Origin of the sequence: Hydrogenophaga sp., from assembly GCF_011390835.1 — a bacterium.
Classification (GTDB): domain Bacteria; phylum Pseudomonadota; class Gammaproteobacteria; order Burkholderiales; family Burkholderiaceae_C; genus Hydrogenophaga.
Map to the genome: position 1 here is coordinate 1 of NZ_JAABRQ010000010.1, position 24,519 is coordinate 24,519.

Here is a 24,519-nt window from a genome sequence, read left to right on the forward strand (position 1 = left end):
CACACTCACGCCGCCGTGTAACAAGCCATATGGTTGTTTCGTCCGGGCATCCACCGGCACGCGCGCGGTGATGAAGTCGTCGCCAACTTCCAGAAACTCCATGCCCAGGTGTTGCACCGCCGTGCCTTCGTGGATGCGCGCGAGGATGTCGCAGGAAATGGGCTGGGTCCAGATGGCCATGGGCGGTCTTTCAGTCGGCGTGGTGGTGCAATGGGCGCGCCGGCAGCACGGTGCCGCCATCGGCCGCTTCCTGCTGACTTTTTTCGCGGGCAAACAGGCCCTCCATCTGCGGCTTGCCAGCCTGGTAGGGCGCGGGCCAGGTGACGGCGGTGAAGCCGATCCTGGCCGCTTCGGTGAGCGTCCAGGCCGGATTGGCCAGGTGCGGGCGGGCCACCGCGCACAGGTCGGCGCGACCACTGGCGATGATGCTGTTCACATGGTCGGCCTCGCTGATGGCGCCCACGGCGATGGTGGCGATGCCAGCTTCCTGGCGCACGCGATCGGCAAACGGCGTCTGGTACATGCGGCCATAGGTCGGCTTCTGGGCCGCGCTCACCTGGCCAGACGAACAGTCGATCAGGTCCGCGCCTGCGGCCTTGAAAGCTCGCGCCATCTCGACTGCATCGGCCGGCGTGATGCCGCCCTCGACCCAGTCGTGTGCCGAGATGCGCACCGACATGGGCAGGTGCGCCGGCCAGGCCGCCCGCACCGCGGCGAACACCGCGAGCGGGTAGCGCAGGCGGTTGGCCAGCGAGCCGCCAAACTCGTCGTTGCGCTCATTGGTCAGTGGCGATATGAAGCTGGAGAGCAGGTAGCCGTGGGCACAGTGCAGCTCCAGCCAGTCGAAGCCGGCCGCGGCGGCGCGCTGCGTGGCGGCGACAAAATCGGCGGTGACGCGGTCCATGTCGGCTGGTGTCATGGCGCGCGGCACCTGGCCATCGGGCAGGTAGGGCAGGGCCGAGGCAGCGATCAGCGGCCAGTTGCCGACGGGCAATGGCCGGTCGGCGCCGCTGTGGTCCCAGGGCGCATTGGTGGAGCCTTTGGGGCCGGCGTGGCCGAGCTGCATGCCGATCCTGGCGTCGCTGTTGTCGTGCACGAAGTTGACGATGCGCTGCCAGGCCACCCCTTGCGCGTCGTTCCACAGGCCCGGGCAGCCGGGGGTGATGCGCGCATCGGCTCTGGGGCAGGTCATTTCGGCCATCACGAGCGCGGCGCCGCCCAGCGCGCGCGCACCCAGGTGCACCAAGTGATGGTCGGTGGGCAGGCCATCGACCGCGAGGTACTGCGCCATAGGCGAGACGACGACGCGGTTTTTGAGCGTGACCGAGCGCGAGGTGAAGGGCGTGAACATCGGTGGAATGGGTTGCCCACCACGCTCTGCCGCTTCGCGGGTCGCTGCCCCCGAACCGGGGGGGGACCCGGTGCCACCCGCATCCCGGGGCTGATCCGGCTTGGAGCGGTCCGGCGCCAGATCGTTGATCCCCTCTTGTCCCACCGGAGCAAGTTTTGCGGCGCGTTCAGCAAACCAGCGCTCGTAGCCTTCCAGCCAGGCTTTGTCGCGCAGGCGCAGGTTTTCGTGGCTGATGCGCTGGCTGCGCGTGAGCATGGAGTACATGAACTGCTCGGGTTCGAGCTGGTCGCAGTAGCGTTCGCCACAGACCTCAAACCACTCCATCGCGTTCCACGCGGCGTTCTGCAAGCGCAGCACATCGACCGCGCGCACCGCTTGATAGCGCTGCAGCACGGCGGGAATGGCCTCGGGCGAGTCGCCGGCGAGCTGGAATTGCCGCGCCAGCTCCATCGCGTCTTCGATCGCCAGCTTGGTGCCAGAACCGATGGCGAAGTGGGCGGTGTGCACCGCGTCGCCCATCAGCACCACGTGACTGCCGTTCGCGTTCTGCAGCGACCACTGCCGGCAGGTGACGCGCTGGAAGTTGAGCCAGGCTGAGCCGCGCAGGTGACGCGCGTTAGTCAGGAGTTTTTCGCCTTGCAGCGTGTCGGCAAACAACTTTTCGCAAAAGGCGATGGACGCGTCGGCGTCGGCCTGGTCCAGGCCGTGGGCCAGCCACACGTGGTCGGGGCATTCGACGATGAAGGTGGTGGTGTTCTCGTCGAACTTGTAGATGTGCGCGGCGAACCAGCCGTGTTCGGTTTTCTGGAAATCGAAGGTGAATGCATCAAACAGCCGGTGCGTGCCGAGCCAGATGAAGCGGTTGGGTCGCACCACGATGTCGGGCTGGAACACCGCCTCGTGCTGGGTGCGGATGCGCGAGTTGATGCCGTCGCTGGACACGATGAGGTCGGCGTCGGGGAAGTCGGCGTCGGATGCCACGTCGGTTTCAAACACCAGCTTCACACCCACGCGCTCGCAGCGCGCCTGCAGGATGTTGAGTAGCTTCTTGCGCCCGATGCCCACAAAGCCATGGCCGCCCGAGCGAATGCGCCGACCTTTGAACCGCAGCTCGATGTCGTCCCAATGGTTGAATGCCTGTTCCACCTCGCGCGCCGTCGCGGGGTCCCAGGCCCGCATGTTCTCCAGCGTGGCGTCTGAAAAAACCACACCCCAGCCGAAGGTGTCGTAGGGCCGGTTGCGCTCGACGACGGTCACCTCGTGTGCAGGGTTGATCTGCTTCATTAGCAGGCCAAAGTACAGGCCGGCGGGGCCGCCCCCGATGCAGACGATCTTCATGGGTCACCTCGGAAAAAGGGGCGCGACGACCCCGCAGAGTCAGCGCACCGGATGGTCTCGATTCATTGTTGAATAGTTGAAGGCTAAAGCAAAAGGCGGAAAACCCTGAGGTAACAGGTCCGTTATCCGACCCCCAGCCGGGGTCGGTTCAGGTTCAGGTGCGCCGGTTGAGCAGCGCGTAAAGCAGGATCGCGCCGAAGGTTGCAGTACCGATGCCGCCGAAAGCGAAGTCGCCGAACTTCAGCGTGTAGTCACCCGTGCCCAGGATCAGCGTGATCGCTGCCACCAACAGATTCTTGTTGTCGGAAAAGTTCACTTTGTTGTCGACCCAGATCTTGGCGCCCGCGATCGCGATCAGGCCAAACACCACGATCGACACGCCACCCATCACCGGCAGCGGAATGGCCTGGATCAGCGCGCCGAACTTGGGGCTGAAGCCGAGCAGGATGGCCATGCAGCCCGCCACCAGGAAGATTGCGGTGCTGTAGATCTTGGTCGCGGCCATCACGCCGATGTTTTCGGCGTAGGTGGTCACGCCGGTGCCCCCAGCGCTGCCCGCCACCATGGTCGCGATGCCGTCGCCCATGAAGGCGCGACCCAGGTAGCGGTCGAGGTTTTTGCCGGTCATGGCGGTCACGGCCTTGATGTGGCCCAGGTTCTCTGCTACCAGGATGATAGCTACCGGCGCGATCAGGCTCATGGCCTTGGCTTCAAACACCGGCGCGGCGAAGTTCGGCAGGCCGAACCAGGCCGCACTGGCGATGCCCGAGAGGTCCATGGGCGTGCCCAGGCCCAAGCCGTTGGTCAGCACCGCGTAGATCACGCTGGCCACGATCAGGCCCATGAGGATCAGCAGGCGCTGCACCATGCCCGAAGTGAACACGGCCACCAGCGCCACGCTCACGAAAGTGATGCCCTGCATCCAGGCGTCGAAGTTGGTCGGCGCCATGTTCTTGATGGGAATGCTCGCCAGGTTCAGGCCGATCACCGCCACCACCGAGCCGGTCACCACCGGTGGCATCAGGCGCTCGATCCAGCCGGTGCCAATCACTTGTACCAGCGCACCGATTAGCGTGTAGAGCAATCCGCAGGCGATGATGCCGCCCAGCGCCACGCCGATGTTGGCGTTCGGTCCTGGTCCCTGGTAACCACTGGCGGCGATCACCACCCCGATGAAGGCAAAGCTCGACCCGAGGTAGCTTGGTACCTTGCCGCCCGTCATGACGAAGAAGATTAAAGTGCCGATGCCGCTCATGAGGATGGCGACGTTGGGGTCGAAGCCCATGAGGATGGGCGCCAGCACGGTGGCGCCGAACATTGCGATCAGGTGCTGCACGCCCATGACCGTGGTCTGCCCCCAAGGCAGGCGCTCGTCGGGGCCGATGACACCGCCGTCGGTGAGCGTGGCGGTGGGTTTTTCTGTCCAGTGAAACATGCCCATGGGGCTTCCTTTGCGTGGGGTGGAGCGATGCCTTGCATTCTGCCGCCGCCCACCTGGTGGCGATCGGATCGCAGCCTCGGGTGCGACTGCGACCTGTCACCCGCGCCCTGGCGGCGCGCGGGTGCCACTGATACCCTCGCGCTCACCAGACCTCTCTACCGGTACACCGACCATGAGCTCCGCCACCCCTACCGCACCTGTTTCGCCACCCTCCTTCGTGCCCCAGATCCGCTTGTACCAGGACTGGCTCGCCGCCGAGCGCGGCCTTTCGTTCGACAACTACGAAGCGCTCTGGCGCTGGTCCACCACCGAGCTCGACGCCTTCTGGCAAAGCATCTGGGACTACTTCGATCTGCGTTCGCCCACGCCGCACACGGCGGTTCTGGAGCAGAACGTGATGCCGGGTGCCAACTGGTTCCCCGGCGCGCAGGTGAACTACGCGCAGCAGGTGCTGCGCCATGTACAGCCAGCCCACGTAGCCGGCTTCTCTGCGGTGATCAGCCGCAATGAAAAGGGACGCGCGGTCGAGCTGACCTGGCCAGAGCTGCAGCGCCGGGTGGCCTCGCTCGCGCTGCACCTGAAGGCTCAGGGCGTGCAGCCGGGCGATCGCGTGGCTGCCTACCTGCCCAACATTCCCGAGACCATGGTCGCCTTTCTCGCCACGGTGAGCGTTGGTGGCGTGTGGAGCGTGTGCGCGCCTGACATGGGGACGAACGCGGTGCTCGATCGCTTCCAGCAGATCGCCCCCAAGGTGCTGATCGTCTGCGATGGCGTCACCTACGGCGGGCGCGATTTTGATCGCCTGGCGGTGGTGGCCGAGCTGCGCGCGGCGCTGCCGAGCGTGCAACACGTGATCCTGCAAACCAACCTGGCCGAGTCGGCGGCGCAAGCCGAGCAGGCGCTGCAAGCTGCCGCACCGTGTGCATCGTTTGCCGCTGTCACCGCCCGCGACGACGCGGCTGTGGCCGCGTTCGAGCCCGTCTGGCTGCCGTTTGACCACCCGCTGTGGATCGTCTACAGCAGCGGTACCACCGGCCTGCCCAAGCCCATCGTGCACGGCCACGGCGGCACGCTGATCGTGGCGCTGGCACTCAAGATCCTTCACAACGACGTGGGTTGCAGCTACGCGCCGAACAGCTGGGGGGAGCGCTACCACTGGTACAGCTCCACCGGCTGGGTGATGTGGAACGCGCAAACCAGTGGCCTGCTCAACGGCACCACCTGCGTCATCTACGACGGCAATCCCGGGGGCACCAAAGACAAACCCGACTGGACCACGCTCTGGCGATTTGCCGCCGAGCAGGGCGTGACCTTCTTCGGCGCCGGCGCGGCGTTCTTCGCCAACTGCCTCAAGGCGGGGGTGGACCTGTCCAGCTGCGGCGATCTGTCGGCGGTGCGCGCGCTGGGCACCACCGGCTCGCCGCTGTCGCCAGATGCGCAAGCCTGGGGTACCCAGCAGTTTGCGGCCATCGCCAAGACCGAAGCCCAGCAAGACATCTGGTGGTGCAACATCTCGGGCGGCACCGACTTTGCCGGCGCCTTCATCGGCGGCCACCGTGAGTTGCCGCAAATCCCTGGCCGCATGCAGTGCCGGCTGCTGGGTTGCGCGGTCGAGTCCTGGGACGAGCAGGGCCAGCCGATGATCGATGCCGTGGGGGAGCTGGTCTGCGCGCAGCCCATCCCCTCGATGCCGCTGTACTTCGTGGGCGATACCGACAACCGGCGGCTGATCGGCAGCTATTTCGATACCTATCCCCCTGGTCATGGTCGCAAACCCGGTGGCGGAGATCTCCCTGCTGAGGCCGGCGCCGTATGGCGCCATGGCGACTGGCTGCGCATCCACCCCGATGGTTCGTGCGTGATCTATGGCCGGTCAGATGCCACCATCAACCGCCACGGCCTGCGCATGGGCACCAGCGAGCTCTACAGCGCGGTCGAGGCGCTGCCCGAGGTGATGGACTCCATGGTGGTCGACCTTGAATACCTGGGCCGGGAGAGCTACATGCCGCTGTTCGTCGTGCTGCGAGAAGGCGTGGCGCTCGACGTCGCCATGACGGCGAAGATCAACGACGCGATCCGTACCGCTCTCTCGCCGCGCTTCCTGCCCAACGCCATCTTCCAGGTGGCCGAAATTCCGCGCACGCTATCGGGCAAGAAGCAGGAGCTGCCAATCAAGAAGCTCTTGCTCGGTCAGCCGATGGAGAAGGTGATCAACAAGGAAGCGATGGCGAACCCGGGCTGCCTGGACTGGTATGCAACTTTTGCAGCGCAACGGGTTCTCAACCGACTTCAAAGCGATGTACAACCCACGGAGAAGTAGTCATGGAGAAGGCGATGTTTCAATGGAAGAACCTGCTGGCGCTGACCACAGTCGGCTTTTTGCTGTCCTCCAATGCATGGGCCCAGTTCACCGGCCCGGCCGCCACAGGTACGGCCAGCACGGTGGCGCAGGCGCAAGCCGCGCGCATCAACAGCTACGTCACCGTCACCGGCCACATCGTCAACCACCTCAGAGAGAACTACTACACGTTTCGGGACAACACCGGCGACATGCGAATCGAGATCGAGCAGCCCGTCTGGAAAAACCGCCAGGTCGGTCCCGACACCCTCGTTCGACTGCAGGCGGAAGTGGACGTAGGCCTGGGCGGTAATCGATATCTCTGGGTGGAGTCGCTGCAGATCGTCAAATGACCAACGACCAGGGTTTGTGCATACCTCCTGCGCAAGCAGGAAAAGGGAGTAGCCAGGGCCGGCCACGACCTGCTGGCCCAGCGACAATGCCGGTCTTTGGGCCCAGATAGCCATAGGCCCGGGCACTGCTGCGTCGCGGTCATGCTGGTGAATCGGTTCCGGTTCTGTCTACCGTCGGGCTCCCCTCCACCCTGTTTCGATGGCCAGGAGACCACCATGCCCGTCCGTCCCAAACAATTGAATCGCCGCCGTACGGACCACGACAGGGTGGCTGCTCTGGGTGGATGGCGGCTGCAGCTGGGTCGCGCAGCACCGATATCGCGCACTGAGGACATCGCCGAATGTGGCTGCCGCGACAAGCCAACGTCGCGCTAATAAAGATCGGAAGGACCTCATGCTTGAACTGCGACCCACCTGTGAGCACTGCAACCAATCGCTGCCACCCGATGCGCTGAACGCGCGCATCTGCAGCTACGAGTGCACTTTTTGCGCCAGCTGTGTGGAGGCGGTGCTGGGCAACGTCTGCCCCAATTGCGGCGGTGGCTTTGTGCCCCGACCGGTTCGGCCAGTTCAGAACTGGAAGAACCACAACTGCCTCGCCACCGATCCGGCAAGCACCACGGTGAAACACCGGCCGGTGGACCCGATCGCCCATGCGGCGTTCGCGGCGCCCATCCGGCACATCCCGCCCGAACAGCGCTGATCCTTTCCCTTCACGGTCGAGGCTGTGTGGAAACGCATTCGGGCTGCGGTAGTTCACGGCGTGTCGACGCGATCGGGCTCTATGGATTGGCTTCGATCGTTTTCAAGGCACCAGTGCGGTCTTGCAAGCTTCCAGAAGCCTCCTGGAGGCCCGTCTTGGCTGCAAAGAGGGCTTACGCCCCTACCAATTTCATCGCCTTGATGGTGCCTTCGAATCCCAAGATAGCCATCACGCGCCGCAGGTTGTAGGCCAGCACCTGCAAGCTCATCTCCGTGCCGACGTTGCGCAGCCTTCTGGTGAGGAAGTGGGTGTAACCCATCCAGCTCTTGAAGGTGCCGAACACGTGCTCAACGGTTCTGCGTCGGATGGTCATGGATTTGGGTGACTGGTCCAGACGGCGCTGGACAGCCTCCAGCACCTCTTCGTGCTCCCAGCGTGAGATGCGCCGGTTAGTGCTGGGTGTGCATTGCGCCTTCATCGCGCACTGGGTGCATGCGCTGCTCCAGTACGTTCGCAGCATCATGCCCTTCTCCTCGCGGGAGAGCCGGTAGATGGCTCGCTGCCCAGCAGGGCATTGGTACTCGTCGTCTTCCTTGATGTAGATGAAGTCGGACCGATCGAAGCGCCCCTCGGCTTTGGCATTGGATGTCGTGGGCTTGGGCAGCACAGCCGAGATGCCAGCGTCCGCACAAGCCTTGATCTGCTGACCACTGAAGTAGCCGCGGTCTGCAATCGCGCGCAGTCTCTTCTTGCCCATGGCTTCACGTGCGGCGATGGCCATCGGGGCGAGTTGCGCCCTGTCGCTTCCAGCGTTGGTGACCTCGTGCGCAACGATCAAATGGTGCTTGGCATCCACGGCCACTTGCACGTTGTAGGCGACCATGCCAGAACCCCGGCCACTGGTGGCCATGGATCGAGCGTCCGGATCGGTCAGCGAGATCTGCCCGTTGGGCTCGTTCTTCAGTTGTTCCTTGACCTGATCAAGTACGCGCATTTGCTGGCGCAGCTGTGCAATCTTGTCCTGCAGGCGGGCGGTCTTGGCCTCCAGTTCGACTGGCTGCGTGCGGTCCGCCGTCTCAAGCGCAGTCAAGTACCGCTGGATGCTCTCCTCGATCTGCTGTTGGCGCTTGTCGAGCTTGCCGCTGGTGAAGTTGCGGTCCCGCGTGTTGACCGCCTTGAACTTGCTGCCGTCGATGGCCACCAGTGCCTGGCTGAACAGTTTGAGTTCTCGGCACAGCACCACGAAGCGGCGGCACACATTGCGAATGCCAACACCGTTGTCGCGACGGAAGTCGGCAATCGTCTTGAAGTCGGGTGCCAGGCGACCAGTGAGCCACATCAATTCGACATTGCGTTGGCACTCGCGCTCCAGGCGCCGGCTGGACTGGACCCGGTTGAGGTATCCGTAGATGTAGATCTTCAGCAGCACTGCGGGGTGGTAGGACGGGCGACCAGTAGCGGCTGGCGTTGAGCCATCAAAGCCCAGTGCCGTCAGGTTCAACTCGCCAACGAAGGCATTAACCACCCGTATCGGGTTGTCCTCAGCGATGAAGTCATCCAGACACTCCGGCAGCAACGTGACCTGCTGCCTGTCCTGGCCCTCAATGAATCTCGACATATTGACTCCCGTGTCCAATATGTCTGTGAACTCTACCGAGTTCGCCTCCGGCCAGGCAGAGGGTTTTCACACAGCCTGGACCATTAGGAGACACCCATGGGCATTGACCCGCTGCCGCTTGACCCCGAGCTCGTTCGCACCCTGAGCGGCGTCACCACCGCCACGCTCACCACCGTGTTGCTCAAAAAGGGTTTGCGCAATCTCTGGATGCGCGGCACCAAACCGCTCAAGCCCGGGCAGCCACGGGTGGTGGCGCGGGCCTTCACGTTGCGCTTTGTGCCGGCGCGCGAAGACCTGGCCACGCCTGCGTCCTGGGCTTCGCCCATTTCCACCCGCGCGGCCATCGAGGCGATGCCGCCAGGTTGCATCGCGGTGGTGGACGCCATGGGCGTGACCGATGCCGGCATCTTTGGTGACATCCTGTGCACGCGCATGCAGCAGCGAGGTGTGGCGGGGCTGATCACCGATGGGGTGATCCGCGATCTCGATGGTGTTCTGGCCTCTGGCCTGCCGGTATGGTGCCAGGGCACGGCCGCACCCGCCTCGGTGGCCGGGCTCACCTTTGTCGGCTGGCAGGAGCCGATTGGCTGCGGTGGCGTGGCGGTGTTTCCCAACGATGTGGTGGTGGTTGATGCCGATGGCGCGGTGCTGATCCCCGCCGATCTGCTGGAGGCGGTGGTGCCCATCGCCGTGGAGCAGGAGCGTTTTGAGGGCTGGGTGGTGCGAGAGGTGGCGGCGGGGGTGGCGTTACCCGGCCTGTACCCGGCGAACGAGGCCACGCTAGCGCGTTACCAGGCCTGGGTGAATACCCAAGGCTGAAGCCGCGGTGCGGCGCCGACCAGACACATCATCACAGTCACCCCAGCGACTGAATGGCCCCACGCCGCGGGGTCAACCCGCTTCCCCTGTGGGCATGTGGCCGCTAAGGTGGCGCTTCCGCCTCGGCGGGCACACCCTTTGTTCGATGCCCAGGAGACCACCATGCCCATCCGTCCCGACCAACTGAACCGCCGCCAGGTGCTCACCGCCGCGGCCGCCGCGGCCGCGCTACTTCCCTCTGGCGCGTTTGCGCAAGACAAGTTCCCGTCGCGCCCCATCACGCTGATCGCGCCCTGGCCCGCCGGCGGTGCCAGCGATGGCGTTATGCGCGCCATCGCGGAGAGCGCGTCGCGCCATCTCGGCGTGCCCATCGTGGTGGAAAACAAGCCCGGCGTGGGTGGCACCCTGGGCGCCAGTGCCATGGTGGGCGCCAAGCCCGATGGCTACACGCTGACCCAGCTGCCGCTGGGCATCTACCGCCTGCCGCACATGCAGAAGATGAACTTCGACCCGGTGAAGGACATAACCCACGTGGTCTGCCTGGTGGGCTACACGTTTGCGCTGGCCTGCACGGCCGACGCACCCTTCAAGACCATCCAGGAGATGGTGGCCTACGCCAAGGCCAACCCCGGCAAGCTCGAGTACGGCCATACCGGCACCGGCACCACGCCCCACCTGGCGATCGAAGAGTTCAGCGAAAAGGCCGGCATCCAGCTCAACCCCATTCCCTACAAAGGCTCGGCCGAACTGGTGCCCGCTATCCTCGGGGGGCACATCCGCATGATGAGCGGCACGCTGGACGTGGCGCCCCACGTGCAAAGCGGCAAGCTGCGCCTGCTCGCCACACTGAGCAGCCAGCGCAGTAAGGCTTTCCCCAACGTGCCCACGGTCAAGGAAAGCGGCTGGGACACCATCAGCGAATCGCCGTTTGGCATCGGCGGCCCGGCCGGCATGGACCCGGCGGTGACCAAGGTGCTTCATGACGCCTTCAAGAAAACGCTGGAAGACCCCAAGCTGCTGGAGACGCTGGACAGGTTCTACATGCCCACCATCTACATGAGCACCTCCGAGTACACCGCCTACGCCGAGCGAACCTTCAAGGCGGAAAAGTCCACGGTGGAGAAGCTGGGTCTGGCGAAAAAGAGCTGAGTCTTCCCGCCGGCGCGGTCTTCAGCCGCGCCGGTTCACCAGCACGATCCCCGCCGCTACCCCCACCAGGGCCAGAGTGAGCTGCAGGGTGAGGGCTTCGCCTAGCAGGGCAACGCCGAACACCAGCGCAAACACCGGCGTGAGAAAGGTGAAGCTAGCCATTTGCGTGGCCGGGTAGTGCCGCAGCAGCCACATCCAGGTCAGGTAGCTCGCGAACGCGCCCACGGCGGTCTGCAGACCGAGCGAAGTCCAGGCTTGGGCCGAGTAGTCGAGTGACCAGGTTTCGCCCAACGCCAGTGACAACAGCGGCATGACCAGTGCCGTCACGCCCACCTGGTAGAACAGCGTTTTCTCCGCGCTCGCATCTGAAAGCCGCGTGCTGCGGATGGTCAGCGTGGTCAGACCCCAGAAAATGCCGGCGGCCAGGCCCATCGCATCGCCACGCCACTGGCCGGCCACCGGCGAGCTGTGAAGAAAGCCCTCGCTGAACGCAATCGCCACCGCGCAAAACGCGATCACCAGCCCGATCCATTGCATGCGTTTGAGCGTCTCGCTCGGCACCACGCGCGGCAGCAGCAGCGCGACCACGAAGGGGCTGGTATAGAGGAAGACCGTCAAGCGCGAAGCGCTGGTGTATTGGAGGCCAAGGTAGATGAACGCAAACTCACCGGCGAACAGCAGGCCTGCCAGCAGCCCACCCTTGAGCGTGTGGTCGCGGGTGAACAGCGATACGCCGCGTGCCTGGCACCACAGCAAGAGCAGCAACGTGGCCCCGCCCATGCGCAGCGAGGCTTGCCACAGCGGCGGGATTTCGGCCACGGTGGACTTGATCAGGATTTGCTGAAACCCCCAGAAAGCGCAGCACAGCACCAGCAGCCCGATGGCCAGCGAATCGAGATGGGGTTTGCGGATGGTGGTGATGATCACGGGTCTGTCTTGGCCTAGCAGGCAGTAGGGTGTGCGCCCAAGGCTGGTGCTCGGGGACAAGGATGCGGCGATTCTGCCGCTGGCCAGGGTGGCGGCGCTGTCGCGGTGGTTTGGTCAGCGAAACCGGGTGAGCTGCCGAAGCTGATGCTTCAGACGGCGGATTTCGAACTCGTCCAGGTCGACCAGCACGCGCGCCTCATGCTCGCGCGACTTTTGGATAAGCGGCGCAATCTTGCGCTGCCCGGTGGGGGTGATCTGCACCAGCGTGCGCCGCTGATCCGTCGGATCGTCGCGCAGACCAAGCCAGCCCTGCGCAGCCAGCCGCTGCACCAGCTTGGTCACCGTGGGCTGCTGGCTCAACACCTCATGCGCCAGCTGCCCGACCGGCATCGGCGCCTGCCCACTCAACGTGGCCAGCACCCGCCACTCCAACGAGCCTAGACCGGCGGCTCGCACCGCCGCCTCAAAGTCTTTGAACAGCGCATGGTTGGCCTGACCCAGCAGATAGCCGAGGTAGTCGTCAATGAAACGTTTGCCCCCTTGCGAGCCACATCCTGCGGATTCGGCTCGCGGCTCTGCCGCTGCACAGGTCGCAGTCTCTCGGCGAGGCAGCTCCGCCTTGGGGTTTCCCGCCGGCGCAACGTCTCGTTGTCCCGTCAACAGGCCTTGGCTTGGCTTGGTCAAAGAAGGTGTTCGGTGAAAAACTTGCCACCGTGATAGATCAGTGGCGAAACATCTGCGCGGTGGGCGCAGCGCTCGACCTCGCCGACAAAGATCACATGGTCCCCTTCGGCGTACTGGCTGCGGTTGAAACACTCGAAGGTAGCGGCTGCCCCGGCCAGCAGCGGGGCGCCGCTCACGCCGTCGCTGAAGGCCACGCCCGCCCAGCGGTCAATTTGGCGCGATGCGAACTTGAGTGCCAGGTCTTGCTGGTTCGATGCAAGCACATTGATCGCGTAGTGCAGGCCGTTGGAAAAGGCCGACATCGAGCCTGCACCCCGCGACAGGCTCCACAGCACCAGGGGCGGTTCCAGCGAGACGGAGTTGAAGGAATTGGCGGTCAGCCCGACCAGTTCACCCGCCGCTGTGCGCGCGGTGACGATGGTCACCCCGGTGGCGAACATGCCAAGTGAGGCACGGAACTCCAGCGCGGAGAAGTCGGGTGGGCGGGCCTGAAGGCCGGCGGAGCGGGCTGGGGACATGCGTGCAATCTATATGAAAATTCATGAATAATGGCGAACACCCTGCGCAGCGGTTGCGTGGTGGGTTGATCGAAATCACGGTTTGCGCTCGCATGTGAACGTCCAGGGTGCCGTGGCACTGGCATCGCCAGGCTCCGGCATTGCCCCCAGTGGGTGACGTCAACGGTGGCGCGGAGAGAGTCCACATGCTTCAAGAGCGGATCGAACCGGCCTGGATCGACGCCTTCGAAACCGTGCTGCAGCGCTGTGCGCTGCAGCCAGGTGACGCTGTCGCCATTCTCGGCGAAAGCCAGAGTCGGCGCGTGCTGATGGATTTGGCGCGGCTAGCCGCCGCGCGCATCGGTGCCCATGCGTTCACGATCTGCCTGCCGTCGGTCTTCAGCAGCGCCGAGCCGGTGACCCGCTCCACCGGTGCCAGCCCGGTCATCCAGAAGCTCGCCCCGGTGATGGCGGCGCTGCAGGCCAGCACGCTGGTGATCGACTGCACGGTCGAGGGCCTGATGCACGCGCCCGAGCTGCCCGCCATCCTGCAAGGCAACGGTAGCAACCAGCCCCGCATCGTCTACGTGAGCAACGAGCACCCGGAGGCGCTGGCCCGTCTGCTGCCCGACGACGTCACCGAGGCGCGCGTCAAGGCCCACGTCAAGCGCCTGCGCGCAGCCCAGTCCATGCGAGTTACGTCACCCACCGGCACCGATCTGTCAATTGCGCTGCAAGGCGCGGTAGTGGGCGGCAACTGGGGCAGCACCACGCGCCCCGGCACGCTCACCCACTGGCCGGGCGGCCTGGTGTTGGCATTCCCGGCGGCCGGCAGCGTCAGCGGCAGGCTGGTGCTGGCCGAGGGCGACGTGAACCTGACCTTCAAGCGCTACATCGAGCGCGCCATCACGCTCACCATTGAAGACGACCACGTGACCCACATCGATGGAGCCGGAGTTGATGCCGAACTCTTGCGCTCCTATTTCGCCGCCTGGGGTGACAAGGAGGCTTATGCCGTGAGCCACGTGGGCTACGGTTTGAATGATGCCGCCCGCTGGGACAGCATGGCGCTTTACGACAAGCGCGACTTCAACGGCACCGAGTTGCGCGCTTTTGCCGGCAACTTCCTCTACAGCACCGGGGCCAACGAAGTGGCCGGGCGCCACACGCGTGGGCATTTTGACTGGCCAATGCGCGGCTGCACCGTGCAGCTCGATGGTCACGCCGTGGTCGACGCGGGCAAGGTGGTCTCATGAATGCATTGCCGACGTTCACCACTCTGGGCAGTGGCCCTACCGTGCTCATGCTGCACGGCATCGGCGGTGGTAACCGCGCGTTTGCGCCCCAGGTCGAGACACTGGCTGGCGCCGGTTACCGCGCGGTGGCCTGGGACATGCCGGGCTACGGTCGCAGCGCGCCGATCGAGCCCTACACCTTCAAAGGCTTGGCGCAAAGCGCGCTCGACCTGATCGATGCTCTGCGCTGCGACAGCGTGACGCTGGTGGGTCACAGCATGGGCGGCATGGTGGCGCAGGAGCTGATTGCGCGCCGGCCCGACCGCGTCAACCGCTTGGTGCTGTGCGGCACCTCGGCGGCCTTTGGCAAGCGCACCGATGGTCGGCTGGCCGAAGGCTGGGCGCAGCAGTTTGTGGCCCAGCGCACCGCGCCGCTCGATGCCGGCCAGACCATGGAGCAGATGGCGCAGAAGCTGATTCCGCAAATGGTCGGTCCTGGCGCCTTGCCCGAGGGCCTTCGTCTGGCCGAGTTCTGCATGGGCAATGTGCCGCCGTCCACCTACCGCCGTGCCCTGGATGCGCTAGTGACCTTTGATCGCCAGCATGCCTTGGCTGAGATCCATGTGCCCACCTTGCTGATCGGCGGCGAGTTCGACCGAGTGGCGGCGCCCTCGGTGATGCAGATGATGGCCGCGACCATTCCCCTGGCGCGGTACGCGGAGCTTGCCGGCATGGGTCACCTGATGAACCTGGAGGCGCCCGAGGCGTTTGACCAGTTGCTGCTCGACTTTTTGCGCGAGCCCGCTCCCACACGTCGCCCCGATTTGCATTGACCACAGGAGACGCCCATGAATGCGCCGCTGCCGTCCACTACCACCGGTCTGAACTTCACCCCCGCCGTCGGAGACCTCGCCTTCACCCCCCTGCAACGCGAGTTGCTCGCCCAGGCCCACGCCTTGGGCCGCGACCGCTTCGCCGGGCGCGCCGCCCAGTGGGACCAGGAAGCCAGCTTTCCTTTCGCCAACTACGACGACTTACGCCACGCGGGATTTCTCAGGCTCTGCGTGCCCACCAGCCATGGTGGCCTAGGGGCCGACTACGCCACCTACATGATGGTGGCGGCGGAGATCGGGCGCTTTTGCGGCGCCACCGCGCTAACCTGGAACATGCACATCTGTTCCACCATGTGGACCGGCGTGCTGGCCGATGGCATCGCCATGACCGAAGCACAGCGCACAGAGCACGCGGCTCGCCGCGAGCTGCACTTCCAGCGCATCGTGGACGACGGGGCGATCTATGCCCAGCCGTTCAGCGAAGGCACGGCCGCCGCGGCGGGCCGCGCGCCGTTCGGCACCACCGCGAAGAAGGTGGCAGGCGGCTGGCTCATCAACGGCCGGAAGATCTGGGCCAGCCTGTCGGGCGCGGCCGACTACTACGGCATTCTCTGTACCGAAGACAAGGGCGACGACCACCCGGACGCCAAGGACACGCTGTATATCAGCGTGCCCGCCAGCAGCGAGGGCTTCTCCATCAGTGGAGAGTGGGACCCGATGGGCATGCGTGGCACCGTCAGCCGCAACCTCGCGTTCAAGGATGTGTTCGTGAGCGATGCCGAACAGCTCATGCCACGCGGCATCTACTTCAAGGGCGCGCAGACCTGGCCAGCCATGTTCTTCACCCTCTCACCCACCTACCTGGGCTTGGCCAACGCGGCTTACGATTTCACCGTTAGCTACCTGCGCGGCGAGGTGCCAGGCGAGCCACCGGTCAAGCGGCGGCAGTACCCAACCAAGCAGATCGCGGTGGCGCAGATGCGCATTCAGCTGGAGAACATGAAGAGCATCTTTGCCCGCGCCATTGCCGAGGCCAAGCCCAACCCGAGCAAAGACGAAAAGCTGCGCCTGTACGCGGCGCACTACAGCGTGATGGAGGGCGCCAACGACATCGCGCGCCTGGCCATCCGCACTTGCGGTGGCCAGAGCATGATGAAGCACCTGCCGCTGGAGCGCCTGTACCGCGACAGCCGTTGCGGCGCGCTGATGCTGCCCTGGACCGCCGAGCTCATTCTTGATCGCATGGGCCGCGAGACCCTGTACGAGGCTGGCGAAAAAGACGCCTGATCGTTTGTGCTGCCAGCGGGCATGGGGACGGGTCGCGCCGATGTCCATCCGCTAGCGGGGCTTTGCTGGCCGTTCTCTAGAATGGAAGGATGTCTTTTCCGTTCTTCCTGACCCGAGGCACCGGCTTGTTAGCGCTGGCTGCTCTGTTGTTGCCTTTTGGGGCCTCGGCCCGTATCGCGACAGGGCCAGGTCACCCGCTTGCCGACGTGGTCGGCAGCGGCCCCTGCCAGGAGTTTGTCGCTCGGCTGCCCAATGTGAAATCGCAGCTGTGTGCCGATGCTGAGCTGCTGCCCACCGTGGGCCGGTCGCTGCAGGGTCGCACGCTGTATGCGCGCGACGTGGTCGCGCCCGACGCCAAGATCCGCGTGCTTGTGATCGGCGCTATGCACGGCGACGAGCTGTCTTCTGCTTCGCTGGCGCTGCACTGGATCCAGCGCGCCGTGGAGACCCCGTCCAATGCGCACTGGCGCTTCATCCCCGCACTCAACCCCGATGGCTTGATGATGCGCCCGGCGCGCCGCATGAACGCCCGCGGGGTCGACCTCAACCGCAACTTCCCGACACCCAACTGGACGCGTGACGCCAAGGTCTATTGGGAACAGCGCACCAAGAAGGACCCGCGCCGCTGGCCCGGCCCCAGCCCGCTGTCCGAGCCGGAGTCGCGCTACCTGCACGACGAGATGCAGCGCTTTCAGCCGCACTTGGTCGTGAGCGTCCACGCGCCTTACGGTGTGCTCGACTTCGACGGTCCGGGTACGGCGCCACCCAAGCTGGGTCGGCTGTACTTGGATCAGGTCGGCATCTTTCCCGGCAGTCTGGGCAACTACGGCGGCGTGCACAAGGGCATGCCGGTGGTCACAGTCGAACTGCCCAGCGCATTTCGCACCCCGCTGGACGCCGAGATGCGCCAGATGTGGCTGGATCTGTTGCGCTGGATGAGCGAGCGCGTGGTGCCCGAGGACAACTCGCCGCGCGTCGTGCCAGAGCGCGTCAAGAAAGCCGGCTGACCAGGGGCGCCTCTCAGGCTCGCAGCTTAGAAAGAATGCGCGGGCACTTGATGGTTGGCTTGCAACATCCAAATCCAACGCTGAAAGCTCGCCGAGGATGCGTTCAGCCAGCTCCTTGCCTGGACTTGCGCCGTGGGTCCAGCCGTGCGTGTCTTGACCGTTGCACCCCACCGCCTGGGGGTCTTCGCGCGGCGCCACAACCAGCGGAATGACCCTCGGCTCAACGCGGAAAATCCCGGTACCAAGTGAAGCGGGGCGAAACTAGAATCGGGACTATCAGCACGGCTAATGGATGATACGACGGCTTCGCCGCTGATGCCGTGGAGAGCCCCGAGGTGAGCACGTTCGATCCCGACGCCCTGGAATGCCTGGCCGCCATCGTGGAAGAGGGTGGCTTTGAGCGCGCGGCGCAGCGCCTGTCTATCACCCAGTCGGCGGTTTCACAGCGCCTTCGCGCGCTAGAGGCGCAGGTGGGCACGGTGCTCATCGTGCGCAGCCGCCCGCTCAAGCCAACGGCCGCCGGTCAGCTCATGATCAAGCACGCCAAGATGATGCGGCTGTTGCGCGCTGACCTTGACAAGGATCTCAAGGAGCTGGCCCCCAGCTCGGCCGGACACTCGCGCGAGGACGAACGCATTTCGCTGGCCATCAACGCCGACAGCATCGCCACCTGGGCGCTGCCCGCTCTTGACCCGCTGGCTCAGGGCGGCCTGCCGATCGAGATCATTACCGACGATCAGGACGTCACCCACGAATGGTTGCGAGAGGGGCAGGTGCTGGGCTGTGTGACCTCACTCGGTCAGGCACTGCGGGGCTGCAAGATGGAATCGCTGGGCGGCATGGACTATGTGCTGGTGGCGTCGGCCAGTTTTGCGCGCGAGCACTGCCCCCAGGGGATCAGCGCGCACAATTTTCACCAGTTCCCCTACGTTGCGTTCAATCGCAAGGACCAGCTGCAGCACCTGTTCGTGACACAGGCGTTTGGCCTGCCTCGCGTGATGTTGCGCCAGCGGTTCGTGCCGACCTGCGAAGGCCAGGTGCGTGCGGTGCAGGCGGGCTGGGGAGTGAGCGTGTTGCCCGAGCTGCAGGTGCGCGGGCAACTGGCCCGTGGCGAACTGATCAACCTGGTGCCCAGCCATGCGCTGCGTGTGGCGCTGTACTGGCACTGCTGGAACCTGAGCTCCGACGTGCTCGATTCGCTCAGCCGAGCACTGCGTGAGGCGGCGGGCCACGCCCTGCACCCGCCAGCGGTCAAACGCCCATGAAAAAGCCCCGCCGAGGCGGGGCTTTTTCATGAACAGAGTGATTGATTACTTCGGCATCACCACGGTGTCGATCACGTGGATCACGCCGTTGTCGGCCGCGATGTCGGTGGCGGTCACTTTGGCGTTGTCGACCATCACGCCACCGGTGGTGGAGATGGTCAGCATGCTGCCCTGGACGGTCTTGACCTGACCGGCTTTGACATCCTTGGCCATCACTTTGCCGGGCACGACGTGGTAGGTCAGGACGGCGGTCAGCTTGGCCTTGTCTTTCAGCAGCGCGTCCAGATCAGCCTTGGGCACTTTGGCAAAGGCTTCATCGGTCGGGGCGAACACGGTGAACGGGCCTGGGCCCTTGAGCGTGTCCACCAGGCCGGCGGCCGTCAGCGCGGTTGCCAGCGTTTTGAAGTTGCCGGCGGCCACCGCGGTGTCGACGATGTCCTTGGCGTAGGCCGAGGTCATGGCGCCGAGGGTGATGAGGGAAGCGATGAGGGTCTTTTTCATGATGAACTCCATTGAGAAGGTTGGTTGGGGAAAGGAACTGACAGGGGAAACAAGAGGCGGTCAGGAAAAACCATTGATCGGCGGCAAAGTGGTTACCCTGCTTGCGTTTGCAGGTTGGGGATTAGCACCTTGTCGATGACATGGATCACGCCATTGCTGGCACGCACATCGACCGCCACGATGTTGGCTGCGTTCATCGTGGTGTCGGCGATGGTGGCGATCGCCGGCGCTGTGGCGTTGTTGTTTATGGTGATCTGCTGTGGCATGTTGGCCGGCAGGGTGATCGTGTTGACGGGCGTGCCAAAGGGGATGCCCGCCGAGAGCACCTCAATGGGTAACACGTGGTAGCGCAAAACCGTCGAGAGCTCGCTGTTGCTCAGGCCGTCCACGACTTGTTGAATGGCAGCGAAAGCGGCGTTGGTGGGCGCGAAGACCGTGAGCTTGGGGTCGGCTGCACTTAAGGCTGCTGCCAGGTCAGCCTGGACCATCGCACCCACCAAGGTGGAAAACGCCGGGTTCAGCTGAGCCATTTGCACAATATTCAGCACGCCCGGCGGCACCAGGACCTTGTTGATCACGTGAACCACGCCGTTGCTCGCGGCAATGTCCGGCGTGGTCACCGTGGCGGTGGTCAGGAGTGCATCGGTCAGCTGCACGCCGCTGGTCAGAGCAAGCGCCAGCGGCGCACTTGCATTCTCAAATTGAAACAGCGTGGGCAGGTTTCCAGCGACGAGATCGCCAGAGAGATTGCGACCAGCCACCACGTGATAGGTGAGCAAAGAGGCCAAAGCGTCCGCAGGGAGTGCAGCCACAAGCGCAGGGCCGTCGGCCAGACCGAGGGCGGTGGCCGCTTGGTCAAACGCTTCGTTGGTGGGAGCAAACACCGTCAGCAAGTCGGTGCCGCTCAAAGCACCAGCCAGGTCGGCCTTGATCACGGCAGCGACCAGCGTGCTGAATTGGGGATTGTCCTGCGCGATTTGAACGATGTTCTGCTGAGCGGCGGGGGTGGGTTCATCATCGCCACCGCCGCAAGCGGCGAGCAGGCTAGTACCGGCTGCGGCTACAGAGGTCAGCAGGAGGGTTCGTCGGTTGAAGGGCATGGCGTTGTCCTGAATGAAATGGAGGTAAACGTTCTTTTCGAAGGCCCGTGATGACCGCTTTCCTGTGTGTGGAAAATCACGGCCAAAAACTTGCCAGAGCGAATAATAATCACAAAAGACTGAAATGTGACTGAGGAGTATGTAACGATACCTAGCAGTGGGGTTATCGACTTCTGGGTCGACTTCTGGCACAATTCCTGCTGAACATTACTTTGGTGTGCCATGTCCAGTGCCGTCCTGAATTCCCCCACTACCTCCACCCCCAAACGCAGTTTTCGCGAGCAAATGCACCTTGCGCGAGAGGACGCCATCGTCTCCGCCGTGAATCGGCTGCTGGCCGAGAAGGGCTTTGAGGCGATGACGGTGGACGAGGTCGCGGCCGAGGTGGGCATTGCCAAGGCCAGCCTCTACAAACACTTTCCCAGCAAGGAAGATCTGGCGGCCGCGGCCATGGTGCGCGTGATGGACCGGGCACGCGCCTTTCTCGACAGCCTGGACACCACTCGCCCGGCAGCGGATCTGCTCCAGGCGGTGGCCCGCTGGACCATGGAAGTGCAATTGGCGGGTGAAATGCCTTCGCTACCGAGCGAAAACTCCAGCCTGCGAGCAGCGCTCACCACCAACAAGGCCTATGTGGATGGCCTGATGGACGTGAGTGAGCGCTTGGGGCACTGGATTGAAATGGCGCAGGCCGACGGCAGCATCAATCCAAAATTGCCACCGATCGCTGTGCTCTACACCCTGTATGCGCGGGCCTGTGACCCGGTGCTGGGCTTTCTCAAAGGCTCTGGTCTGTACAACAGCGAGCAGATCATCGACATGGTGCTTGGCACCTGCTTCGACGGCCTAAAGACCCGCTAACCCCCCGCAGCGCGGGGGGGGGGTGTCACTACCGCACCAATAGCACGGGCACTTGACAGTGCGCCAGTACCCGGGTGGCCACGGAGCCCATGACCAGATTGCCCAGGGCGCTGTGGCCGTGAGAGCCCATCATCACGAGGTCGAATTTGCCGGCTTCGGCAGCTTTGGCGATCATCTCGCCGGCCGAACCCACCTTGTGGATGACCTTGGGGTTCATGCCGTGCCGTTGCAGAAATTTCACCACCGGAGCGGTGATTTTCTCAGCTTCGTCGGCGTAATAGCCGTCAGCAATCTCCTTGCCCACGGCCGCGCGCGCGCGCGAAGGCAATGGCGACTGGACCGTCAGCAGCGTGACCTCCTTGGCCCCACTGAACACCTCATCGTGGGTCGTGAGATAAGCCAGCATCTTCTTGGTGTAGGTGCTGCCATCGACGGCGAGCAGGATCTTCATGGTGCTTCTCCTCATGGTGTGGGTGACGCTTTCAGTTTACGGCCATCCGGGCACAAAACCTTGCGCTGGCGCAAGCCGCGCCTGCTCAGATGTCGATCAGCCCGACCGGGTTGAAGGCGAGCTGTTCGTTTTTGTGGGCATAGCCCAGGGGGTTTGCCACGATGCGGCAGCGCCCGACCCGTTGGTCTTGCGGGCAATGCAGGTGGCCGTGAAGCCAGAGGTCAGCCAGCGGCAGCCAATCGTCCAGCGCGTTGCAAAAACCGGCGGTGCCCGGGCTGAGGCCGTAGCGCGGATCGGCGCTATGCAGAGTGGGTGCGAAGTGCGTCACCACCACGGTGAGCCCGTCGAAGGGCTGGGCCAGCGCAGCTTGCAGCCAGTGCTGGCAGTCCAGCGCGATCGCGCGCATGGCCTCGGCATCAAACAGGCGGCCATGTCGCTCGCTCGCCATCTTCTCCAAGTAGAAGTTGGCGGCGCGGAACGCCTTCTCGCGCTGCCGCAGGCGGTGGGTGAGGGGATCGGTGGTGCGCGCAGGCCGGATGCTGCGGGCCTTGCCCTTGCCCTTGGCCTGCGGGCTGTTGAGCGGTCGAGGCGTCTCCGGCGGCAGCTGGCCCAGCGCGTCGTAGTCTGCCCATAGCGTGGTGCCGATCAGCCGCACACCTTGCATCACGCGGGTTTCACGCTCCAGCCAGTCGATACCGAGCCGATCACAGGTCTGGCGCAGCTCGGCGTGCACCTGATCCACGTCGCGCGCATCGTATTCGTGGTTGCCGGGTACGAACATCACCGGCACCGGCCAGCCCGCGTACTGGGGAAGGGGCGAAAAACGCCGCAACCCCCAGTCGGGCTCAGTCATCACACTGCCGTCGTGCCGCGTCTGGTAGGAGCCGATGTCGCCGGCCAGCACCAGCACGTCTGCACCGGGCGCGGGCATGGCCACAAAGTCTGGGTTGGTTTCAAGATGCAGGTCACTCAGGAGCTGGATGCGCATGGGCTCATTGTCGGGGCTGGCGGCTACCCCTGCCTTCGCCGCGAAACCCGGCTGCCGAGGCTAGGCTCACCGCATCGAGCAGCCAGCGTCGAGCGCTGTCGTGTGCAAACTGGCGGTGCCAGATCGCGTCGACGTGCACGGCCGGTACGGTCAGCGGCAGTGCCGTCTGGGCCAGGCGGTGCTTCATGCCGGTGGCGCGCAGGAAATGCCGTGGTAATACGGTGAGCAAGTCGGTGGACGCCACCACCTGCCCAGCGGTGAAGAATTGGTTGACGGTGAGCACCACCCGGCGCCGCCGGGAGAGCGCGCTCAGCGCCTCGTCCACAAAGCCGTATGGCCGGCCGGAAAAGCTCACCAGCAGGTGGCGGGCGCTGCAGTAGTCGTCCAGCGAGATCGGTTGCCCGGCCAGCGGGTGGCCGCGCCGCATCACTACCGCGTACTGCCCCTCGTAGAGTCGCCGGTGCAGAAAGCGCGGGTTGTCGTCTTGCAGATGCCCGGCGCTGAGCTCCGCCAGCACACCCGGGAAATGGCCCAGCGCCAGGTCGACCGAACCCGACGCCAGCATGTCGCGCGGATCGCGGGTGGTCAAGGGCAGGGCCCGTAAATTCACGCCCGGCGCTTCGCGCTCCAGGATGTCCATCAGGTCGGGCACCACCATGGCTGCCGTGGCGTCGGCCATGGCTAGCACAAAGCTGTTGCGCGCTTGGGCGGGATCAAACTCGCCGGGCGACAGCGATTCGCGCAGCTGCTTCAAGGCGTCACGCACCACCGGCCACAGCGCCAGCGCCGCCGGTGTGGGCTCCACGCCGTAGCCCGAGCGCCTCACCAGGTCGTCGCCCAGGGTCTCACGCAAGCGGCGCAGGGCGTTGCTCACCGCGGGCTGGGTCATGGCCAGGTTGTGGGCCGCGCGGGTCAGGTTGCCCTCGGCCATCACCTCGTCAAACACCCGCAACAAATTGAGATCGAGCGTGCGGAAGTTGCGTTCATTCATAACATTGGTGAATGTAAGGCACAACAAAAATAAGCGAGCAAGACATTCGGGTTTACCCTAATATGTGCACATTGCCATTCCCTTCCCTGAAGGAGCCTCACATGAATACGCTGTCACCCACCGCCTCTCCGACCCTTGGGTACCCCTCCGTGGCTTCTGCCACCGGCCAGTACCACACCCCGCGCCGATTTGATGGCGCCCGCAGCCTCGCCGCTTTGCTGCTGGCCGCAGCTGTGGCCGCGCTGGTCGTGGTCGCAGATCGGCTCGTGAACACTTGGGCCGACGGTCATCTGCTCGCTGCCTGGGTGTTTTCTTGGATCGTGGTGCTCGCCGGTCTGGCCCTGTTCGCTGGCACGGCCCGCCGGCTGGCGCAGCGCACCATGCGCGGTCTTGATGCTTGGTCGCGAGCCCGGGCACTGGCCCGCGCCGATGCCCGCCTGTGGAAAGCTGCACAAAGCGACCCGCGACTCATGGGTGAGCTGATGCAAGCGCAGGCGCGTGATCTCGTCGACGACCTCGCGTTCAGCAACGCCCTCGCGCCCATGGGCCTGTCGCCCGACTTGGTGGAGCCCGAAGGCAGCCGATGGGAGCGCTTCATCGAGCGCGTGGGCGAGAATCGCCTGCGTAACATGCACCTGCACTACATCTGAGGCGCAGATCAACATCGGCGCTTGAGGCCACCATGAAAGAAGCCACCGGGTCGCGGTGGCTTCTTTTTTGTTAGGCCCGGGGGCGGCTCGCGTCCCGGGCATCAGGGTCAGGCGCAGATCGTGCACCCGCCA

At 64.6% G+C, this 24,519-nt stretch carries 24 protein-coding genes; 12 read left to right on the forward strand and 12 right to left on the reverse strand.

The window, feature by feature from the left end; genetic code table 11:
- The 3 genes from GPT34_RS07625 to GPT34_RS07635 all read right to left on the reverse strand — a co-directional run.
- The coding region (locus GPT34_RS07625; RefSeq protein WP_291010725.1) for a hotdog fold thioesterase at nt 1–180 on the reverse strand (180 nt) is incomplete at its 3' end.
- Between the two features lie 10 nt (nt 181–190).
- Complete coding sequence (locus GPT34_RS07630) at nt 191–2,689, reverse strand: bifunctional salicylyl-CoA 5-hydroxylase/oxidoreductase (RefSeq protein ID WP_291010726.1); 2,499 nt, start codon at nt 2,687–2,689, stop codon at nt 191–193.
- 154 nt (nt 2,690–2,843) lie between these two features.
- Nucleotides 2,844–4,124 (reverse strand): solute carrier family 23 protein, encoded by a 1,281-nt coding sequence (locus GPT34_RS07635; protein ID WP_291010913.1) that lies wholly within the window; start codon nt 4,122–4,124, stop codon nt 2,844–2,846.
- 178 nt (nt 4,125–4,302) lie between these two features.
- Here GPT34_RS07635 and GPT34_RS07640 point away from each other — a divergent pair, with 178 nt between their 5' ends.
- The 3 genes from GPT34_RS07640 to GPT34_RS07650 all read left to right on the forward strand — a co-directional run bounded on the left by GPT34_RS07640 (nt 4,303) and on the right by GPT34_RS07650 (nt 7,524).
- Complete coding sequence (locus tag GPT34_RS07640; RefSeq protein WP_291010728.1) at nt 4,303–6,450, forward strand: acetoacetate--CoA ligase; 2,148 nt, start codon at nt 4,303–4,305, stop codon at nt 6,448–6,450.
- Nucleotides 6,451–6,452: 2 nt separating this feature from the next.
- On the forward strand, nt 6,453–6,821 hold the full coding sequence (locus tag GPT34_RS07645; protein WP_291010729.1) for a NirD/YgiW/YdeI family stress tolerance protein: 369 nt from the start codon (nt 6,453–6,455) through the stop codon (nt 6,819–6,821).
- A gap of 394 nt (nt 6,822–7,215) precedes the next feature.
- Nucleotides 7,216–7,524 carry a DUF1272 domain-containing protein gene (locus GPT34_RS07650; RefSeq protein WP_291010731.1) on the forward strand — a complete coding sequence of 103 codons (309 nt, stop codon included), beginning with the start codon at nt 7,216–7,218 and terminating at the stop codon, nt 7,522–7,524.
- Between the two features lie 172 nt (nt 7,525–7,696).
- On the opposite strand, the gene GPT34_RS07655 is transcribed toward GPT34_RS07650, so the two are convergent.
- A complete protein-coding gene (locus GPT34_RS07655; RefSeq protein ID WP_291010732.1) occupies nt 7,697–9,142 on the reverse strand; it encodes an IS1182 family transposase in 1,446 nt (481 codons plus the stop codon).
- 96 nt (nt 9,143–9,238) lie between these two features.
- On the opposite strand from GPT34_RS07655, the gene GPT34_RS07660 reads away from it, so the two are divergent.
- Together GPT34_RS07660 and GPT34_RS07665 are read left to right on the forward strand one after the other, a co-directional pair.
- Complete coding sequence (locus GPT34_RS07660; protein WP_291010733.1) at nt 9,239–9,961, forward strand: ribonuclease activity regulator RraA; 723 nt, start codon at nt 9,239–9,241, stop codon at nt 9,959–9,961.
- A gap of 162 nt (nt 9,962–10,123) precedes the next feature.
- The gene (locus tag GPT34_RS07665; protein ID WP_291010735.1) at nt 10,124–11,110 is read left to right on the forward strand and encodes a tripartite tricarboxylate transporter substrate binding protein; all 987 of its coding nucleotides are present in this window, start codon (nt 10,124–10,126) and stop codon (nt 11,108–11,110) included.
- Between the two features lie 21 nt (nt 11,111–11,131).
- Here GPT34_RS07665 and GPT34_RS07670 read toward each other — a convergent pair whose 3' ends face one another.
- The 3 genes from GPT34_RS07670 to GPT34_RS07680 form a co-directional block, all read right to left on the reverse strand.
- Nucleotides 11,132–12,031, reverse strand: coding sequence for a DMT family transporter (locus tag GPT34_RS07670; RefSeq protein ID WP_291010915.1), 900 nt, complete (start codon nt 12,029–12,031; stop codon nt 11,132–11,134).
- 120 nt (nt 12,032–12,151) lie between these two features.
- Nucleotides 12,152–12,697, reverse strand: coding sequence for a MarR family winged helix-turn-helix transcriptional regulator (locus GPT34_RS07675; protein ID WP_291010736.1), 546 nt, complete (start codon nt 12,695–12,697; stop codon nt 12,152–12,154).
- Between the two features lie 20 nt (nt 12,698–12,717).
- Nucleotides 12,718–13,239, reverse strand: coding sequence for a flavin reductase family protein (locus GPT34_RS07680; RefSeq protein ID WP_291010737.1), 522 nt, complete (start codon nt 13,237–13,239; stop codon nt 12,718–12,720).
- 185 nt (nt 13,240–13,424) lie between these two features.
- Between GPT34_RS07680 and GPT34_RS07685 the strand changes: the two genes are divergently transcribed.
- The 5 genes from GPT34_RS07685 (at nt 13,425) to GPT34_RS07705 (ending at nt 18,845) form a co-directional block, all read left to right on the forward strand.
- Nucleotides 13,425–14,474 (forward strand): peptidase M29, encoded by a 1,050-nt coding sequence (locus GPT34_RS07685; protein ID WP_291010738.1) that lies wholly within the window; start codon nt 13,425–13,427, stop codon nt 14,472–14,474.
- Nucleotides 14,471–15,286, forward strand: coding sequence for an alpha/beta hydrolase (locus GPT34_RS07690; RefSeq protein ID WP_291010740.1), 816 nt, complete (start codon nt 14,471–14,473; stop codon nt 15,284–15,286). Before GPT34_RS07685 ends, GPT34_RS07690 begins: the two co-directional genes overlap by 4 nt.
- Before the next feature lie 15 nt (nt 15,287–15,301).
- Complete coding sequence (locus tag GPT34_RS07695; RefSeq protein ID WP_291010741.1) at nt 15,302–16,573, forward strand: acyl-CoA dehydrogenase family protein; 1,272 nt, start codon at nt 15,302–15,304, stop codon at nt 16,571–16,573.
- Nucleotides 16,574–16,662: 89 nt separating this feature from the next.
- Entirely contained in the window at nt 16,663–17,580 is a 918-nt protein-coding gene (locus GPT34_RS07700; RefSeq protein WP_291010743.1) for a M14 family zinc carboxypeptidase, read from the forward strand.
- Nucleotides 17,581–17,915: 335 nt separating this feature from the next.
- Nucleotides 17,916–18,845: a LysR family transcriptional regulator ArgP gene (locus GPT34_RS07705; RefSeq protein ID WP_291010744.1), complete on the forward strand. Its 930-nt coding sequence runs from the start codon at nt 17,916–17,918 to the stop codon at nt 18,843–18,845.
- A 45-nt stretch (nt 18,846–18,890) separates the two neighbouring features.
- On the opposite strand, the gene GPT34_RS07710 is transcribed toward GPT34_RS07705, so the two are convergent.
- Both GPT34_RS07710 and GPT34_RS07715 read right to left on the reverse strand, forming a co-directional pair.
- On the reverse strand, nt 18,891–19,346 hold the full coding sequence (locus tag GPT34_RS07710) for a fasciclin domain-containing protein (RefSeq protein WP_291010745.1): 456 nt from the start codon (nt 19,344–19,346) through the stop codon (nt 18,891–18,893).
- Nucleotides 19,347–19,438: 92 nt separating this feature from the next.
- Nucleotides 19,439–20,638, reverse strand: a complete 1,200-nt coding sequence (locus tag GPT34_RS07715; protein WP_291010746.1) for a fasciclin domain-containing protein — start codon at nt 20,636–20,638, stop codon at nt 19,439–19,441.
- A gap of 30 nt (nt 20,639–20,668) precedes the next feature.
- Between GPT34_RS07715 and GPT34_RS07720 the strand changes: the two genes are divergently transcribed.
- Nucleotides 20,669–21,307: a TetR/AcrR family transcriptional regulator gene (locus GPT34_RS07720; RefSeq protein ID WP_291010747.1), complete on the forward strand. Its 639-nt coding sequence runs from the start codon at nt 20,669–20,671 to the stop codon at nt 21,305–21,307.
- 28 nt (nt 21,308–21,335) lie between these two features.
- Here the strand turns inward: GPT34_RS07720 and GPT34_RS07725 are convergent, their stop codons facing one another.
- The 3 genes from GPT34_RS07725 to GPT34_RS07735 form a co-directional block, all read right to left on the reverse strand.
- Nucleotides 21,336–21,758, reverse strand: a complete 423-nt coding sequence (locus tag GPT34_RS07725) for a universal stress protein (protein WP_291010749.1) — start codon at nt 21,756–21,758, stop codon at nt 21,336–21,338.
- Between the two features lie 85 nt (nt 21,759–21,843).
- Complete coding sequence (locus GPT34_RS07730; protein WP_291010751.1) at nt 21,844–22,746, reverse strand: metallophosphoesterase; 903 nt, start codon at nt 22,744–22,746, stop codon at nt 21,844–21,846.
- Nucleotides 22,747–22,750: 4 nt separating this feature from the next.
- Nucleotides 22,751–23,737 carry a LysR family transcriptional regulator gene (locus GPT34_RS07735; RefSeq protein WP_291010752.1) on the reverse strand — a complete coding sequence of 329 codons (987 nt, stop codon included), beginning with the start codon at nt 23,735–23,737 and terminating at the stop codon, nt 22,751–22,753.
- 101 nt (nt 23,738–23,838) lie between these two features.
- Between GPT34_RS07735 and GPT34_RS07740 the strand changes: the two genes are divergently transcribed.
- Nucleotides 23,839–24,387 (forward strand): hypothetical protein, encoded by a 549-nt coding sequence (locus GPT34_RS07740; RefSeq protein WP_291010753.1) that lies wholly within the window; start codon nt 23,839–23,841, stop codon nt 24,385–24,387.
- Nucleotides 24,388–24,519 lie beyond the last annotated feature (132 nt).

Bases quoted from the DNA above. Each gene is read 5' to 3' on its own strand.
- GPT34_RS07665 (WP_291010735.1), top strand. From the start codon at position 10,124: ATGCCCATCCGTCCCGACCAACTGAACCGCCGCCAGGTGCTCACCGCC.
- GPT34_RS07695 (WP_291010741.1), top strand. From the start codon at position 15,302: ATGAATGCGCCGCTGCCGTCCACTACCACCGGTCTGAACTTCACCCCC.
- GPT34_RS07685 (WP_291010738.1), top strand. From the start codon at position 13,425: ATGCTTCAAGAGCGGATCGAACCGGCCTGGATCGACGCCTTCGAAACC.
- GPT34_RS07635 (WP_291010913.1), bottom strand. From the start codon at position 4,124: ATGTTTCACTGGACAGAAAAACCCACCGCCACGCTCACCGACGGCGGT.
- GPT34_RS07720 (WP_291010747.1), top strand. From the start codon at position 20,669: ATGTCCAGTGCCGTCCTGAATTCCCCCACTACCTCCACCCCCAAACGC.
- GPT34_RS07740 (WP_291010753.1), top strand. From the start codon at position 23,839: ATGAATACGCTGTCACCCACCGCCTCTCCGACCCTTGGGTACCCCTCC.
- GPT34_RS07640 (WP_291010728.1), top strand. From the start codon at position 4,303: ATGAGCTCCGCCACCCCTACCGCACCTGTTTCGCCACCCTCCTTCGTG.
- GPT34_RS07710 (WP_291010745.1), bottom strand. From the start codon at position 19,346: ATGAAAAAGACCCTCATCGCTTCCCTCATCACCCTCGGCGCCATGACC.
- GPT34_RS07650 (WP_291010731.1), top strand. From the start codon at position 7,216: ATGCTTGAACTGCGACCCACCTGTGAGCACTGCAACCAATCGCTGCCA.
- GPT34_RS07630 (WP_291010726.1), bottom strand. From the start codon at position 2,689: ATGAAGATCGTCTGCATCGGGGGCGGCCCCGCCGGCCTGTACTTTGGC.
- GPT34_RS07730 (WP_291010751.1), bottom strand. From the start codon at position 22,746: ATGCGCATCCAGCTCCTGAGTGACCTGCATCTTGAAACCAACCCAGAC.
- GPT34_RS07680 (WP_291010737.1), bottom strand. From the start codon at position 13,239: ATGTCCCCAGCCCGCTCCGCCGGCCTTCAGGCCCGCCCACCCGACTTC.
- GPT34_RS07690 (WP_291010740.1), top strand. From the start codon at position 14,471: ATGAATGCATTGCCGACGTTCACCACTCTGGGCAGTGGCCCTACCGTG.
- GPT34_RS07725 (WP_291010749.1), bottom strand. From the start codon at position 21,758: ATGAAGATCCTGCTCGCCGTCGATGGCAGCACCTACACCAAGAAGATG.
- GPT34_RS07700 (WP_291010743.1), top strand. From the start codon at position 16,663: ATGTCTTTTCCGTTCTTCCTGACCCGAGGCACCGGCTTGTTAGCGCTG.
- GPT34_RS07660 (WP_291010733.1), top strand. From the start codon at position 9,239: ATGGGCATTGACCCGCTGCCGCTTGACCCCGAGCTCGTTCGCACCCTG.
- GPT34_RS07655 (WP_291010732.1), bottom strand. From the start codon at position 9,142: ATGTCGAGATTCATTGAGGGCCAGGACAGGCAGCAGGTCACGTTGCTG.
- GPT34_RS07735 (WP_291010752.1), bottom strand. From the start codon at position 23,737: ATGAATGAACGCAACTTCCGCACGCTCGATCTCAATTTGTTGCGGGTG.
- GPT34_RS07645 (WP_291010729.1), top strand. From the start codon at position 6,453: ATGGAGAAGGCGATGTTTCAATGGAAGAACCTGCTGGCGCTGACCACA.